This is a genomic window from Paraburkholderia gardini (assembly GCF_907164575.1).
Taxonomy (GTDB): Bacteria; Pseudomonadota; Gammaproteobacteria; order Burkholderiales; family Burkholderiaceae; genus Paraburkholderia; species Paraburkholderia gardini.
Genome location: NZ_CAJQYY010000001.1, coordinates 147,542 through 160,646 on the forward strand (window position 1 = coordinate 147,542; position 13,105 = coordinate 160,646).

Here is a 13,105-nt window from a genome sequence, read left to right on the forward strand (position 1 = left end):
GGCTTAAAGGATTCTGCAGATGGCTTCGATTATCAAGAACCGCACGATCGTTAGCGATGACTGGACGGTGGTGCGTGCGGCGGAAGACGGCACCTTGCCCGCGGTGGAAGCACTGCCGGCAGGCAAGGTGATCGTGCCGTTCGCATTGTGGACCGCCTCGCGCGATGCATTGATCGCATCGCGTGGCGCCGGCGAAATCGCCGTATGGCTCGAGCCGGACAGCGAACCGGCCGACGTGGTGGCCGACTTCGACAGGCTCGCGCTGATCGCGATCGACTTCCCGGTGTTCCGCGACGGCCGCGGCTACAGCATTGCGCGCCTGCTGCGCGAACGCCATGGCTACAAGGGCGAAATTCGCGCGATCGGCGACGTGCTGCGCGACCAGGTGCGCCTCATGTACCGCTGCGGGTTCGACGCATTTGCGGTGCGGGAAGACAAGGACATCCACGACGCGTTCAAGGCATTCGACGATTTCACCGTGCAGTATCAGGGCGCGGTCGACGATCCGGTGCCGCTGTTCCGTCGCCGCGAAGCCGCGGCTGCCGCGACGGCGCAAAAGGCACCGGCATGAGCGACGCCACGCTTTCAGTGACGCCTGAGCTCGCGGTGAAGATCGAACGGCTGGATACGCTGCTCGATTCGATCGCCGCGCGTCATGCGAACGTCAAGCTCGCCAGCAGTCTTGCCGCGGAAGACATGCTGCTCACGCACGCGATCCTTTCGCGCAACGTGAAGATCGGCGTCTTCTCGCTCAATACCGGACGTCTGCATGCGGAAACGCTGGGCATGCTCGATCGCGTGAAAGAGCGCTATGGCTACGATATCGAACAGTTTCACCCGCAGGCGGATGCGGTCGATGAATACGTCGTGCAGCATGGTCTGAACGCGTTTTACGACAGCATCGATCTGCGCAAGCGCTGCTGCGAAATCCGCAAGGTCGAACCGCTCAACCGCGCGCTGTCGGACGTGAGCGCATGGGTGACGGGCCAGCGTCGCGAGCAGTCGGTGACGCGTGCCGAACTGCACGAGGAAGAACACGACGGCGCGCGCAATATCGCCAAGTTCAATCCGCTCGCGGACTGGACCGAGGCCGATGTGTGGGCGTATCTCAAGGCGTTCGACGTACCGGTCAACCCACTGCATGCGCGCGGTTATCCGAGCATCGGCTGCGAACCCTGCACACGCGCCATCCGTCCTGGTGAAGACAGCCGGGCAGGGCGCTGGTGGTGGGAGTCGCGCGATACGAAGGAATGCGGCTTGCACATCACGACGATTCCGGTTGCAGTGGTCAGCGGGCAAAGCTCCGCCATCTGAAGCGCGGCCCGGGCAGCAGAAACAGATCAATTGAACGATTGAATATCGCGTCGCAAGTCACCACTTGTGACGGGAACAAAGGAAGGACACACCATGAGCACGACGCTCGATCCCGCACTGAACGCTCCGCTCGCCAACACCGCGAACCGGATGGATCACCTCGACTGGCTCGAAGCCGAGTCGATTCACATCCTGCGTGAACTGGTTGCCGAATGCAGCAACCCCGCGCTGCTGTTTTCGGGCGGCAAGGATTCGGTCGTCGTGCTGCATCTGGCGCTGAAGGCATTCGGCCTCGGTGCGAATCGCAAGACGGTGCTGCCATTCCCGCTCGTGCACATCGACACCGGCCACAACTACGACGAAGTGATCGACTTCCGCGACCGTCGCGCTAAAGAGATTGGCGCGCAACTCGTGGTGGGCCACGTTGAGGATTCGATCAAACGCGGCACGGTGCGTCTGCGTCGCGAACTCGATTCGCGCAACGCCGCGCAGGCGGTGACGCTGCTCGAAACGATCGAGCAATACGGCTACACCGCGATGATCGGCGGCGCGCGCCGCGACGAGGAAAAGGCGCGCGCGAAAGAGCGCATCTTCTCGTTCCGTGACGAATTCGGCCAGTGGGATCCGAAGGCACAACGTCCGGAACTGTGGAGCCTCTTCAATGCGCGTCTGCATAAGGGCGAACATCTGCGCGTGTTCCCGATCTCGAACTGGACCGAACTCGACATATGGCAATACATCGCCCGCGAAAAGCTCGAACTGCCGTCGATCTATTACGCGCATCACCGCGAAATCGTGCGCCGTAACGGGCTGCTCGTGCCGGTGACGCCGCTGACGCCGATGCGCGAAGGCGAAACCAGCGAAACGGCGCTCGTGCGTTTCCGTACCGTGGGCGACATCAGCTGCACGTGCCCGGTGGAAAGCGACGCCGACGATCTGGAGAAGATCATCGCTGAAACGGCCGTGACCGAAATCACGGAGCGCGGGGCAACGCGAATGGACGACCAGGCATCCGAAGCCGCGATGGAAACACGCAAGAAGCAAGGTTATTTCTAAGGCATGGGACGGGAGTAACGCGCTAAAGCGCGAACTCCCGTCGACAGAGGGACAAGGAACATCATGAGTATTCGTCAACCAGAAGACCTCGGCGTGCTGCGTTTCATTACTGCAGGCAGTGTCGACGACGGCAAGAGCACGTTGATCGGACGCCTGCTGTACGACAGCAAGGCTGTGCTGTCGGACCAGCTTTCCGCGTTGTCGCGCGCGAAGAACAAGCGCACCGTGGGCGACGAAATCGACCTGTCGCTCCTGACCGACGGCCTCGAAGCCGAGCGCGAGCAGGGCATCACGATCGACGTCGCGTACCGTTACTTCGCGACCGCGAAGCGCAAGTTCATCATCGCCGATACGCCGGGCCACGAGCAGTACACGCGCAACATGGTGACGGGCGCATCGACCGCGCATGCCGCGATCATTCTCGTCGACGCGACGCGCGTCACGTTCGTGGATGGCGCGGCGCAACTGCTGCCGCAGACCAAGCGTCACAGCGCGATCGTGAAGCTGCTGGGCTTGCAGCATGCGATCGTCGCGATCAACAAGATGGATCTCGTCGACTACAGCGAAACGCGCTTCAACGAAATCCGCGATGCGTACGTCGAACTGGCGCGTCAACTGGGTTTGAACGACGTACGCTTCGTGCCGGTGTCGGCGCTGAAGGGCGACAACATCGTGACCGCGAGCGAGCGCATGCCGTGGTATGCGGGCGAACCGCTGCTGGACGTGCTTGAGGCCTTGCCGGTGGAGATTCCGACGGGTCAGGCACTGCGTTTTCCGGTGCAATGGGTGGCGCGCCAGGACGGCAGCCAGGCCGACGATTTCCGCGGCTACATGGGGCGCGTCGAAGCGGGCGAAGTGAAGCTGGGCGACACGATCGTCGTGCTGCCGGCGAACCGTGAAGCGACGGTCTCGGAGATCATCGCGCCGGTGCCGGGCGGCACCGCGCAGGTTGACCGCGCGTTCGCGGGTCAAACGGTAACGATCCGCCTGGCGGAAGACGTCGACGTATCGCGTGGCGATACATTCGTGCTTCGCGAAGCCGCGCCTGTGCCGGCGAAGAAGGTGGAAGCCGACCTGTGCTGGTTTGACGAGACACCGCTGTCGACGCAGCGCAAGTATCTGCTGAAGCAGACTACCAATACGGTGTTCGCGCGCATTGGCGCGATCCGGGAAGTGCTGGACGTGCATACGTTGTCGCAGGCTACCGACCGGCATGATCTGACCATGAACGATATTGGTCGCGTGTCGCTGACGCTGCAAAAGCCGATCGTGGCCGACGCATACGATTCGCACCCTGGAACGGGCGCGTTCGTGCTGATTGACGAGGCGACGCATCACACGGTCGCGGCCGGCATGATTCGTGCGTTTAGTGCCTGAGTGATCGCGCTTGAGCGCGGTTGTACTGGCACGAACTGAACGGATGGGATTGAGCAAATGGGCAAGGTGTATCTAATTGGTGCAGGGCCGGGCGCAGCGGACCTTATCACGGTGCGCGGCGCCCGTTTGCTGGGCATGGCGGATGTCGTGCTGCACGACGCGCTGGTTGAGCCGTCGATGCTCGATTACGCGCCTTCGCACGCGCGCAGGATTGCCGTGGGCAAGCGTTGTGGGCAGCGTTCGACGGCGCAGCACTTCATTAACAAGCAGATTGTGGATGCGGCTTTGGAGCACGATGTGGTGGTGCGTCTGAAGGGCGGCGACCCGATGCTGTTTGGCCGTGCCGATGAGGAAATGCGGGCGCTTGAGGCGGCGGGTATTGAATACGAGGTGGTGCCGGGGATTACGGCTGCGCTTGCCGGTGCTTCGGCGCTGAAGCGTTCGCTGACGCTGCGAGGGGTGTCGCGCAGTGTCGCGCTGGCTACGCATAGCCGGGCAGCGGACACCGACGAGATCCGCGAGCAGGTGAAGGCGGATTCACTGGTGTTCTATATGGGGCGGGACAGTGCGCCCGAAATTGCCCAACGGTTGATTGACGCTGGGCGCGTCGGGTCTACGCCTGTTGCTATTGTTGAAGCTTGCAGCACGGCTCGGGAACGGGCGTTGACCTTGACCCTTGAGGCGCTTGCTGCTGGCGACGCGCAGCAGTGGCTTGATGAGGCCCAGCCCAGCCTTTTGATGATCGGCGAGGCGTTTGCTGAGCGGCGCTTGTTGCCGCGTGATGAGGTTCCGGATTCTTCTTCTGTTTCTTCTTCTGCATTGCATGCGGCTTAGGTTTTTTGCTTTTGCTTTTGTTTTGGCCTTTCCTTGTATTGGTATTGGTCTATTAGCGTTGCCCCTGTGCGGGGCGGCACTTACTTTTCTTTGTCTTCCAAAGAAAAGTAAGCAAAAGAAAGGCGCTTCGAAAGGCCATCTTTTCGAGGTGCATCATTCCCGGGGAATGGCAACCCATGAAGTGTCGCCCTCGCACTTCATCCGGCATGGGTCCCCGCGCGATTTCATCTCACGCATGTTTAGCGCCCGTGACAAAGCACTCATCCCCCCCACTCCGCACTGCGTGCGTCGCGGATCGGTCAGGCTCGGCCGCGCGCTGGCGGTAGTTCACCTGCCTGCAACGATGCTCCCAGATCTACTCAATTAAGGCGCTACCCGATTTACTGCGGCAAGGCTTGGGTCACACAATGAAGACCGCCGGGCGGCGGTTATGCAGGGCGCAGGCTGGAGTACTGGAGCGGCGCGACCAAATCGCGTGGCGGGGAGTTATGCCGGACGGCGACGCACGCAGTGCGGAGTCGGATGTATGAGTGCTGTGTCAAAGGCGGTGCTGTGCGACGGACGCAATCGCGCGGGGACCAATGCCGGATGAAGTGCGAGGGCGACACTTCATGGGTTGCCATTCCCCGGCGATGATGCGCCTTGAAGAAATGAGTTTTCGAAGCGCCTTTCTTTTGCCTACTTTTCTTTGGCAAGACAAAGAAAAGTAGGTGCCGCCCCGCACAGGGGCGACGCTAATAAACCAACACCAATACAAGGAAAGGCCAAAAAACACAGTTTCAAGGAAAGGCCAAAAAAAAATCGTCGACCAGAGAAAGACCAAAAAGGCCAAAAAGACAGAAAAACTAAAAAACCTGCCGAAGGCAAAACCCAACAACAGCATCGAGGACAGCATCGTCCTCCCCCACCGCTGTGGAGCAGCGAATAACAACAGAGGGAAACTCACCGCGGCAGCGGTCAACAATAGAAGGCAAATCCTGCCTGACATGCCCACCTTGCCCAAAAAACACAGGCACGACAGTAATCACACCACACCCGGCAGCAACCTGCGAAGCAATAGCAGAAGGCAAATCCGGCGACATCAACTCAAGAAAAGCCAGCGAAACAGGCCCGGCATCTCCGCGCGCAGCGGACAACTTCGCCACGAGGCGTTCAAAAGGCTCAGCCCACCGCGCGTCGCGCGCGCCATGCCCGAACAGAACAATACCGTGCAGTGCCATCATGCAGATTCCGGCAAAAACCCACCGCGCTAGTGTCGATCAACCCACTTCAATCCGACCAACCCAAGCACCAGATAAATCAACCCAGGTGTCGCCGCCGTCAATGGCGCCGGCCATGTATTCAATGTGCCAATGTGCGAGAAAAGCGTGTTGAAGAGCTGGAAACTCATCCCAAGCATGATCCCGCCAAACACCTTCACACCCACCACGCCCGCACGCGTATGCAGATACGCAAACGGCAACGACAGCACCAGCATCACGAACACCGCAAATGGATACAGCAGCTTGCGCCACAACGCAATCTGGTAACGCTGTGTGTCCTGGTGATTCTCCGTCAAATGCTGGATGTAGCGGAAAAGATTGAACATCGACATCCGCTCGGGTGAAACCAGTAGCACCGAGAGAATCTGCGGCGTCAGCTCGGAACGCAGCGAATACTCAGGTAACGTCACCTGCTTCGCGCGATACACGGGGTTCAACGCATCGGTGGGTTTGGCACCGGCCGGCACGACGTCGATCAGCTGCGTATCGGTGACGTCGGTCAGTTGCCAGTGCCCCGGCGGCGCGTATTTGCCCGTCTTCGCGATCCGCACATTGGCCAGGCGAAACTGCGAATCGAACTCGTAAATGCGCACGTTGCTGATCGTCGCGTCCGGTCGCAATTCGCCGACGTTCACGAAGCGCGTCACCTGCTCGCCATCCGCGCGCGCAGTCAGTGTGTCCTTCACCCATACGCCCGATGCGAAGTTGCTCGAGACCGCGGAGCCCAGCGCCTCCAGGCGCACGCGCTCCGACAACTGATCCGTGTACGGACCGACGACTTCGCCGATCAGGTAGGTCAGGAACACCAGCGGAATGCCGATCTTCATCAGCGAGCGCAACGCCTGATTCGTCGCGAGGCCGGATACCCGGAAAATCGTGTACTCGGAATTCGCCGCCATCTGCGCAAACACGTAGATCGCGCTGATCAACGCGGCAACCGGAATGATTTCGTAGAAGCGGGAGGGCGTCTGCAGCGCGACCCGCAGCACCGCATAGCTGAACTTGTAGTTGCCGTGGCCGACGGAATTCAGTTCGTTGATCAGGTCGAAAAAGAAGAACAGGCCCGAAAACGCGAACAGAATGAAAATGAACGTGAGGTAGATCTGCCGTGCGAAGTACCGCTCATAAATACGCATCGGTCAGGCCCCCTGCGACGGACGCTGGAACATCGCCCGCGTGAACAGCGGCCGGTTGCGCACGCGCAGCCAGAACAGGAAGCCGACAATCGCGGCCACGATAATGTGCAGCCCGATGATCCCGACACCAAACGAAAGCTTGCCCTGCTCGATCCAGGATTGCACCACGTTCAACAGATTCGAATACGTCAGATAAATCAGCACCGCCATCACCAGATTGATAGTGCGACTGCGTCGCGGATTCTGGTGCGCAAGCGGAATCGCCAGCAACATCAGGTTGATCGCGATCAGCGGCAACCCGGCGCGCCACGCGAATTCCGCCAGGTTGTCGTCCGTCGGATTGCGCAACAGGTCGAGCGTCGGCGTGCCGGTTGTCGTGGGCGTGCTCACCACGGGCTGGCTCTGGATCTTCACGCCATAACGCTCGAATTCCATGATGCGGAAATCCGGATGCCCGGGCTCGCCGTCGTAACGCCGGCCGTTTTCCAGCACGACAAAGCGGTCGCCGTTCTTCTCCGTTTCAGTGTGGCCGTTCTTCGACACGATCACGTTGACCTTGCCGTTTTCGGTGCTCGTCACAAAGACGTTCTCGACGTGGCCCTGATCGGGCGACATCTTCTCGATGAAGAACACACGGTGGCTTGCCGGCGATTCGCGGAACTGGCCCGGCGCGAGCATCGAAACTTCATCGCGCTGCTGGAAACGCGCGCGGATCAGCTTGCTCTGCTGGTTCGACCACGGCCAGCCGACGAACACGAAGAACATGATGAGAATGATGATCGGCGTCGAAAACACGGCGATCGGTTTGATGAGGCGCGTGAGGCTCACGCCCGACGCGTGCCACACCACCATTTCGGAATCTTTGTACCAGCGCGTGAGGACGAACAGGATCGACACGAAAAGCGTGGCGACGAGCATGATCGCCAGGTAGCCGATCACGGTGAGGCCGATCAGGACCAGGACGTCGCGCGGATCGATCTCGCCCGACGCGGCAAAGCCGACGATGCGGATCATCATCGTCGTCAGCACGAGGGTCAGCAGAACCATGAACACGGCACCAGCCGTATACGCGAGTTCGCGCTGGAGGGAGCGTTCGAAGATCATTGTTGATGAAGAGAGAGCGTGCCCAGGAAGTCGCCCGGGTTGTATGCCGTAACGCCTTCCTTGCAGCCGCCGCAGGAAAAATAGCGGATAATTGCGGCTTTCATCCTAAGCCCAGATTTTATCCGAGGACAAGCGCGATGGACTTTAGCATAAAAGCCTGTGATTGGAGCAAAGGCTCGTCAAACGGGTTCCTGACCGGAAAATCCGACTGCATCGTAATCGGCGTGTTCGAGTCGCAGACGCTTTCCGGTGCCGCTCTCGAAATCGATGTGGCAACCAAAGGTCTCCTCACCCGCATCATCAAGGCGGGCGATATGGACGGCAAGAGCGGCGCCACGCTGTTCCTGCACGAAGTCTCCGGCATCGGCGCGTCCCGCGTGCTGCTCGTGGGTCTCGGCAAACAGGATGCGTTCACACAGAAAGCTTACGGCGACGCTGTGCGCGCCGCATGGCGCGCGCTCCTCACCACGAAGGTCGTGCAGGTCACGTTCACGCTCGCGCAACTGCCGGTGCAGGAACGCACGAGCGACTGGAACGTGCGCGCCGCGATCCTCGCGCTGCGCGAACAGACCTACCGCTTCACGCAGATGAAGAGCAAGCCCGACAACAGCGTGCGGGCGCTCAAGCGCATCGTCTTCAGCGTCGACACCGTCGACGAAAAGGCCGCGAAGCTCGCCGCGAAGCAGGGCGCCGCGCTCGCCAGCGGCATGGACCTCACGCGCGACCTCGGCAATCTGCCGAGCAACGTCTGCACGCCGACCTGGCTCGCGAACACTGCGAAGAAGCTCGCGAAAGACTGGAAGCTGAAGGTCGAGGTGCTGGGCGAGAAACAGGCCGAGGCGCTCAAGATGGGCTCGTTCCTGTCGGTCACGCGTGGTTCGGTCGAGCCGGCCCAGTTCATCGTGCTGCAGTACCAGGGTGGTGCCGCGAAAGCCGCGCCGGTCGTGCTGGTCGGCAAGGGCGTGACGTTCGACACGGGCGGCATTTCGCTCAAGCCGGGCGAAAGCATGGACGAAATGAAGTACGACATGTGCGGCGCCGGTTCGGTGCTCGGCACATTGCGTGCAGTCGCGGAAATGGGCCTGAAGATCAACGTCGTCGGCATCATTCCGGCCGTTGAAAACATGCCGTCGGCGACGGCGACGAAGCCGGGCGACATCGTCACCAGCATGTCCGGTCTCACGATCGAAGTGCTGAACACGGACGCCGAAGGCCGCCTCATCCTGTGCGACGCGCTGACGTACGCGAAGCGTTTCAAGCCGGCAGCCGTGATCGATATCGCCACGCTGACGGGCGCCTGCATCATCGCGCTCGGCCATCACAACAGCGGTCTCTTCTCGAAGGACGACGCGCTCGCGGGCGAACTGCTGGACGCATCGAAGGAAGCGTCCGACCCTGCATGGCGTCTGCCGCTCGACGACGAGTACCAGGACCAGCTGAAGTCGAATTTCGCGGACATCGCGAACATCGGCGGCCGTCCGGCGGGTAGCGTGACGGCGGCGTGCTTCCTGTCGCGCTTCACCAGCGACTATCCGTGGGCCCACCTCGACATCGCCGGCACCGCATGGAAGAGCGGCGCCGCGAAGGGCGCGACAGGCCGTCCGGTGCCGCTCCTCGCGCAGTTCCTGATCGACCGCGCGGCGCAATGACGCGTCGCAGCACGAGCGTGGGTACACGTGTGGCAGCGCGGAGCGGGGCATGACGCGGATCGATTTCCACTCGAACGTCGGCGACGCGCTGCTGTATGCGTGCCGCCTGCTGCGCAAGGCGTATCAGGCGGGCCAGCCGACGGTCGTGCTGGCCGACGCCGCGCGGCTGCGCGCCCTCGACGAACAGTTGTGGACGTTCTCGCCGCTCGACTTCGTGCCGCACTGCATGGCCGGCAGCGCGCTCGCCGCCACCACGCCGATCGTGCTCACCGAGGATCTCGACGATGTGCCGCACCATCAGGTGCTGCTGAACCTGGGCGCCGGCGTGCCGGCGCAGTTCGCGCGGTTCGAACGGCTGCTCGAAGTGGTCGGCAACGCGCCCGATGAACTCGCGGCCGGTCGGGAACGCTATCGCTTTTACCGCGATCGCGGCTATCCTCTGAACAACTACAAGCAGGGCGGCTGAGTTCTGCGTTTGACGCAGGTACGCGGCGCCACGGCTTCGACTCATATCGGCTCGCCCGATCCATCGACGGAGTGTATTCGTGTCCCATTCCAGCGACAGCAAAGATAGCCACGACGAGGCGATTCCGCTTCTGACCGAAGTACTCGTCACCGGCAGTCCCACGCGGAGCCATCACGTACCGGCACCGGCGGCACCAGTCGATACGTTCGACGACGTGCCGGTGCTGGAAGACGTATTTGAAGCGCCTACGCCGAAGGACACGGCGCCAGCGGACACGCATGCACCTGAAGCCGTGGCTGCAGCGCCGGCCGATGCCGCACCGGTTGTTCCGGCGGCGGATCCCGTTACTCCGGCCGAAGCTGTTGCCGCGCCGTTGCCAGCCTCGACCAGCACGCCCAATACAACCGTCCCCAACGCCGATGCGCTCGCCGACCATCTACGCGGAAAGTTTACGGCTTACCTTCGCGGACCAGGGCAGGAAGTGATCGAGGAGCGCTGTCGCGCGGCGATGCAGGTCCACGCGACGTGGCTTGTCGGCCAGATCGCGAAGGAAGTGGGCGCGGTGCTCGAAGCGCAGATGAGCAACTGGGTGCGCGAAGCGGTGGAAGAAGAGCGCAGGCGTCAGTCCGGAGCGTGACCTGCGCGGCGGTCACCGGAATCGATGCTGGACGTGAGGCGCGGCTGGGTTACTTCAGCGAAAGGATCCAGGTCGCGAGCGCGACGGCCTGATCGGGTGAAAGCTGCGTATTGGCGGGCATCGGCACCGCGCCCCACACGCCCGAGCTCCCTTCGACGATCTTGTGGGACAGCCAGGTCACCGCGTTGCTGCGCGTCGCGTAGCGGGTCGCCACGTCGTGCAGCGCCGGCCCCATGAGCGGCCGGTTCACCGAATGGCAGCTCATGCAGTTCTGCGCTCTCGCGAGGGCGAGCCCGTCGCCCGGCGGTTCCTGTGCATGTGCCGTTCCGCCGACTGCCAGTGCGCCCGCAAGCGCCATTGCTGCATACGACTTCCGATTCATTCTGGTCTCCGCCGGTGCGTGTGCCGGACTTTTGGGTTGACTTCTTGTCGACGCATTATAAAAGCAAAGGGGCACACGACGTCGTGTGCCCCTTTGTACTGCGTGAAGCCTTTCCAGCAAGGCTGGCGGCACGCCGCCAGCCTTCGTTCCCGCATCAGCCCGTAATCGCGCCCTTGTTGGCCGGCAGCGCGAGCGCGGCGTATTTCGCCAGCACGCCGCGCGTGTAACGCGGCTTCGGTTGCTGCCATGCCGCGCGGCGGCGCTCCAGTTCGGCCGCGTCGACGTTCAGTTCGAGCAGCAGCTTGTGCGCATCGATCGTGATCGAGTCGCCTTCCTGCACGAGACCGATCGTGCCGCCCACGAACGCTTCCGGCGCGACGTGGCCGACCACCATGCCCCACGTGCCGCCCGAGAAGCGGCCATCCGTGATCAGGCCGACGGATTCGCCGAGGCCCTTGCCGATCAGCGCGGAAGTGGGCGCGAGCATTTCCGGCATGCCGGGGCCGCCCTTCGGTCCGAGATAACGCAGCACGAGCACGTCGCCCGGCTTGATCCTGTCGGCGAGGATTGCTTCCATCGCGCTTTGCTCGTCCTCGAACACGCGGGCCGGGCCCGTGATCACCGGATTCTTCAGGCCGGTGATCTTCGCGACCGCGCCTTCCGGTGCGAGGTTGCCCTTCAGGATCGCGAGATGGCCTTCCTTATAGAGCGCCTTGTCGATCGGGAAAATCACGTCCTGGTCGGCGCGCGGCTTCGACGGCACGTCTTTCAGTTCCTCGCCGATCGTCCTGCCCGTGATCGTCATGCAGTCGCCGTGCAGCAGACCCGCGTCCAGCAGGATCTTCATGACCTGCGGAATGCCGCCGGCCTTGTGCAGATCCGTCGCCACGTACTGGCCCGACGGCTTCAGGTTGCAGATCACCGGCACTTTCTTGCGCATGCGCTCGAAGTCGTCGATGGTCCATTCGACTTCGGCGGCGTGCGCGATCGCGAGGAAGTGCAGCACGGCGTTCGTCGAACCACCGGTCGCCATGATCACGGCCACGGCGTTTTCGATCGACTTCTTCGTGATGATGTCGCGCGGCTTCAGGTCCTTCTTCACCGCTTCGACCAGCACGCGTGCCGATTCGGCGGCCGAATCGACCTTTTCGTCGTCCGGGTTCGCCATCGTCGACGAATACAGCAGCGACATGCCGAGTGCCTCGAACGACGAGCTCATCGTGTTGGCGGTGTACATGCCGCCGCACGAGCCCGACGACGGGCATGCGTTCTTTTCGACGCCGTCGAAATCTTCCTGCGACATGCGCCCGGCCGTGAATTCGCCGACGGCTTCGAACGACGACACGATCGTCAGATCCTTGCCCTTCCAGTTGCCCGGGCGGATCGTGCCGCCGTAGACGTAGATGCCCGGCACGTTCAGGCGCGCGAGCGCCATCATGCCGCCCGGCATGTTCTTGTCGCAGCCGCCGATCACGACCACGCCGTCCATCCACTGGCCCTGCACGCAGGTTTCGATGCAGTCCGAGATCACTTCGCGCGACACGAGCGAGTACTTCATGCCCTCGGTGCCCATCGACATGCCGTCCGAAATGGTCGGCGTGCCGAAGATCTGCGGGTTCGCGTCGGACAGCTTGACGGCTTTCACCGCAGCGTCGGCGAGACGCTGCAGGCCGGAATTGCACGGCGTGATGGTCGAGTGGCCGTTTGCAATGCCGATCATCGGCTTGTCGAAATCGGCTTTCTCGTAGCCGAGCGCGTAATACATCGACCGGTTTGGCGCGCGCGCGACGCCCTGGGTGATGTTCTTCGAACGACGGTTGTACGACATGGGGAGCTCCGTATTGTCTTGTCCGGGAATCGCGCCCGGAGTGCTGTGTATTGGTGGGGA

The 13,105-nt window shown here is 62.1% G+C and carries 13 protein-coding genes; 8 read left to right on the forward strand and 5 right to left on the reverse strand.

All coding sequences use genetic code 11. The features are described 5' to 3' along the window. Positions 1–19: 19 nt before the first annotated feature. The 5 genes from LPA34_RS00665 (at position 20) to cobA (ending at position 4,581) form a co-directional block, all read left to right on the forward strand. A complete protein-coding gene (locus LPA34_RS00665; protein ID WP_228973844.1) occupies positions 20–571 on the forward strand; it encodes a DUF934 domain-containing protein in 552 nt (183 codons plus the stop codon). Next, positions 568–1,314, forward strand: a complete 747-nt coding sequence (locus tag LPA34_RS00670) for a phosphoadenylyl-sulfate reductase (protein WP_228973846.1) — start codon at positions 568–570, stop codon at positions 1,312–1,314. Before LPA34_RS00665 ends, LPA34_RS00670 begins: the two co-directional genes overlap by 4 nt. A gap of 93 nt (positions 1,315–1,407) precedes the next feature. Next, positions 1,408–2,370, forward strand: coding sequence for a sulfate adenylyltransferase subunit CysD (cysD, locus tag LPA34_RS00675; RefSeq protein WP_228973848.1), 963 nt, complete (start codon positions 1,408–1,410; stop codon positions 2,368–2,370). Positions 2,371–2,433: 63 nt separating this feature from the next. Further along, on the forward strand, positions 2,434–3,747 hold the full coding sequence (locus LPA34_RS00680; RefSeq protein WP_228973850.1) for a sulfate adenylyltransferase subunit 1: 1,314 nt from the start codon (positions 2,434–2,436) through the stop codon (positions 3,745–3,747). A 57-nt stretch (positions 3,748–3,804) separates the two neighbouring features. After that, positions 3,805–4,581, forward strand: coding sequence for a uroporphyrinogen-III C-methyltransferase (gene cobA, locus LPA34_RS00685; RefSeq protein ID WP_228973852.1), 777 nt, complete (start codon positions 3,805–3,807; stop codon positions 4,579–4,581). A gap of 845 nt (positions 4,582–5,426) precedes the next feature. Here cobA and LPA34_RS00690 read toward each other — a convergent pair. Genes LPA34_RS00690 through lptF form a run of 3 tightly spaced genes read right to left on the reverse strand, consistent with a single transcriptional unit; the run spans position 5,427 to position 8,083 of the window. Further along, entirely contained in the window at positions 5,427–5,801 is a 375-nt protein-coding gene (locus LPA34_RS00690; RefSeq protein WP_228974171.1) for a sirohydrochlorin chelatase, read from the reverse strand. A 29-nt stretch (positions 5,802–5,830) separates the two neighbouring features. Further along, a complete protein-coding gene (gene lptG, locus LPA34_RS00695; protein WP_228973853.1) occupies positions 5,831–6,979 on the reverse strand; it encodes an LPS export ABC transporter permease LptG in 1,149 nt (382 codons plus the stop codon). A 3-nt stretch (positions 6,980–6,982) separates the two neighbouring features. Beyond that, positions 6,983–8,083 (reverse strand): LPS export ABC transporter permease LptF, encoded by a 1,101-nt coding sequence (gene lptF, locus LPA34_RS00700; RefSeq protein WP_228973856.1) that lies wholly within the window; start codon positions 8,081–8,083, stop codon positions 6,983–6,985. Between the two features lie 137 nt (positions 8,084–8,220). Here lptF and LPA34_RS00705 point away from each other — a divergent pair, with 137 nt between their 5' ends. From LPA34_RS00705 to LPA34_RS00715, 3 genes are all read left to right on the forward strand, one after another. Continuing rightward, positions 8,221–9,732 carry a leucyl aminopeptidase gene (locus LPA34_RS00705; RefSeq protein ID WP_228973858.1) on the forward strand — a complete coding sequence of 504 codons (1,512 nt, stop codon included), beginning with the start codon at positions 8,221–8,223 and terminating at the stop codon, positions 9,730–9,732. Positions 9,733–9,781: 49 nt separating this feature from the next. After that, entirely contained in the window at positions 9,782–10,198 is a 417-nt protein-coding gene (locus LPA34_RS00710) for a DNA polymerase III subunit chi (protein WP_228973860.1), read from the forward strand. Positions 10,199–10,277: 79 nt separating this feature from the next. Continuing rightward, positions 10,278–10,835: a DUF2486 family protein gene (locus tag LPA34_RS00715; protein WP_228973863.1), complete on the forward strand. Its 558-nt coding sequence runs from the start codon at positions 10,278–10,280 to the stop codon at positions 10,833–10,835. 49 nt (positions 10,836–10,884) lie between these two features. Here LPA34_RS00715 and LPA34_RS00720 read toward each other — a convergent pair whose 3' ends face one another. Both LPA34_RS00720 and ilvD read right to left on the reverse strand, forming a co-directional pair. Beyond that, positions 10,885–11,217, reverse strand: a complete 333-nt coding sequence (locus LPA34_RS00720; protein ID WP_228973865.1) for a c-type cytochrome — start codon at positions 11,215–11,217, stop codon at positions 10,885–10,887. A 154-nt stretch (positions 11,218–11,371) separates the two neighbouring features. After that, complete coding sequence (ilvD, locus tag LPA34_RS00725; protein ID WP_228973867.1) at positions 11,372–13,045, reverse strand: dihydroxy-acid dehydratase; 1,674 nt, start codon at positions 13,043–13,045, stop codon at positions 11,372–11,374. Between the last annotated feature and the right edge of the window lie 60 nt (positions 13,046–13,105).

Coding starts and splice junctions, on each gene's coding strand:
- cysD (WP_228973848.1), top strand. CDS start 1,408: ATGAGCACGACGCTCGATCCCGCACTGAACGCTCCGCTCGCCAACACC.
- ilvD (WP_228973867.1), bottom strand. CDS start 13,045: ATGTCGTACAACCGTCGTTCGAAGAACATCACCCAGGGCGTCGCGCGC.
- LPA34_RS00710 (WP_228973860.1), top strand. CDS start 9,782: ATGACGCGGATCGATTTCCACTCGAACGTCGGCGACGCGCTGCTGTAT.
- LPA34_RS00680 (WP_228973850.1), top strand. CDS start 2,434: ATGAGTATTCGTCAACCAGAAGACCTCGGCGTGCTGCGTTTCATTACT.
- lptF (WP_228973856.1), bottom strand. CDS start 8,083: ATGATCTTCGAACGCTCCCTCCAGCGCGAACTCGCGTATACGGCTGGT.
- lptG (WP_228973853.1), bottom strand. CDS start 6,979: ATGCGTATTTATGAGCGGTACTTCGCACGGCAGATCTACCTCACGTTC.
- cobA (WP_228973852.1), top strand. CDS start 3,805: ATGGGCAAGGTGTATCTAATTGGTGCAGGGCCGGGCGCAGCGGACCTT.
- LPA34_RS00665 (WP_228973844.1), top strand. CDS start 20: ATGGCTTCGATTATCAAGAACCGCACGATCGTTAGCGATGACTGGACG.
- LPA34_RS00720 (WP_228973865.1), bottom strand. CDS start 11,217: ATGAATCGGAAGTCGTATGCAGCAATGGCGCTTGCGGGCGCACTGGCA.
- LPA34_RS00670 (WP_228973846.1), top strand. CDS start 568: ATGAGCGACGCCACGCTTTCAGTGACGCCTGAGCTCGCGGTGAAGATC.
- LPA34_RS00690 (WP_228974171.1), bottom strand. CDS start 5,801: ATGGCACTGCACGGTATTGTTCTGTTCGGGCATGGCGCGCGCGACGCG.
- LPA34_RS00705 (WP_228973858.1), top strand. CDS start 8,221: ATGGACTTTAGCATAAAAGCCTGTGATTGGAGCAAAGGCTCGTCAAAC.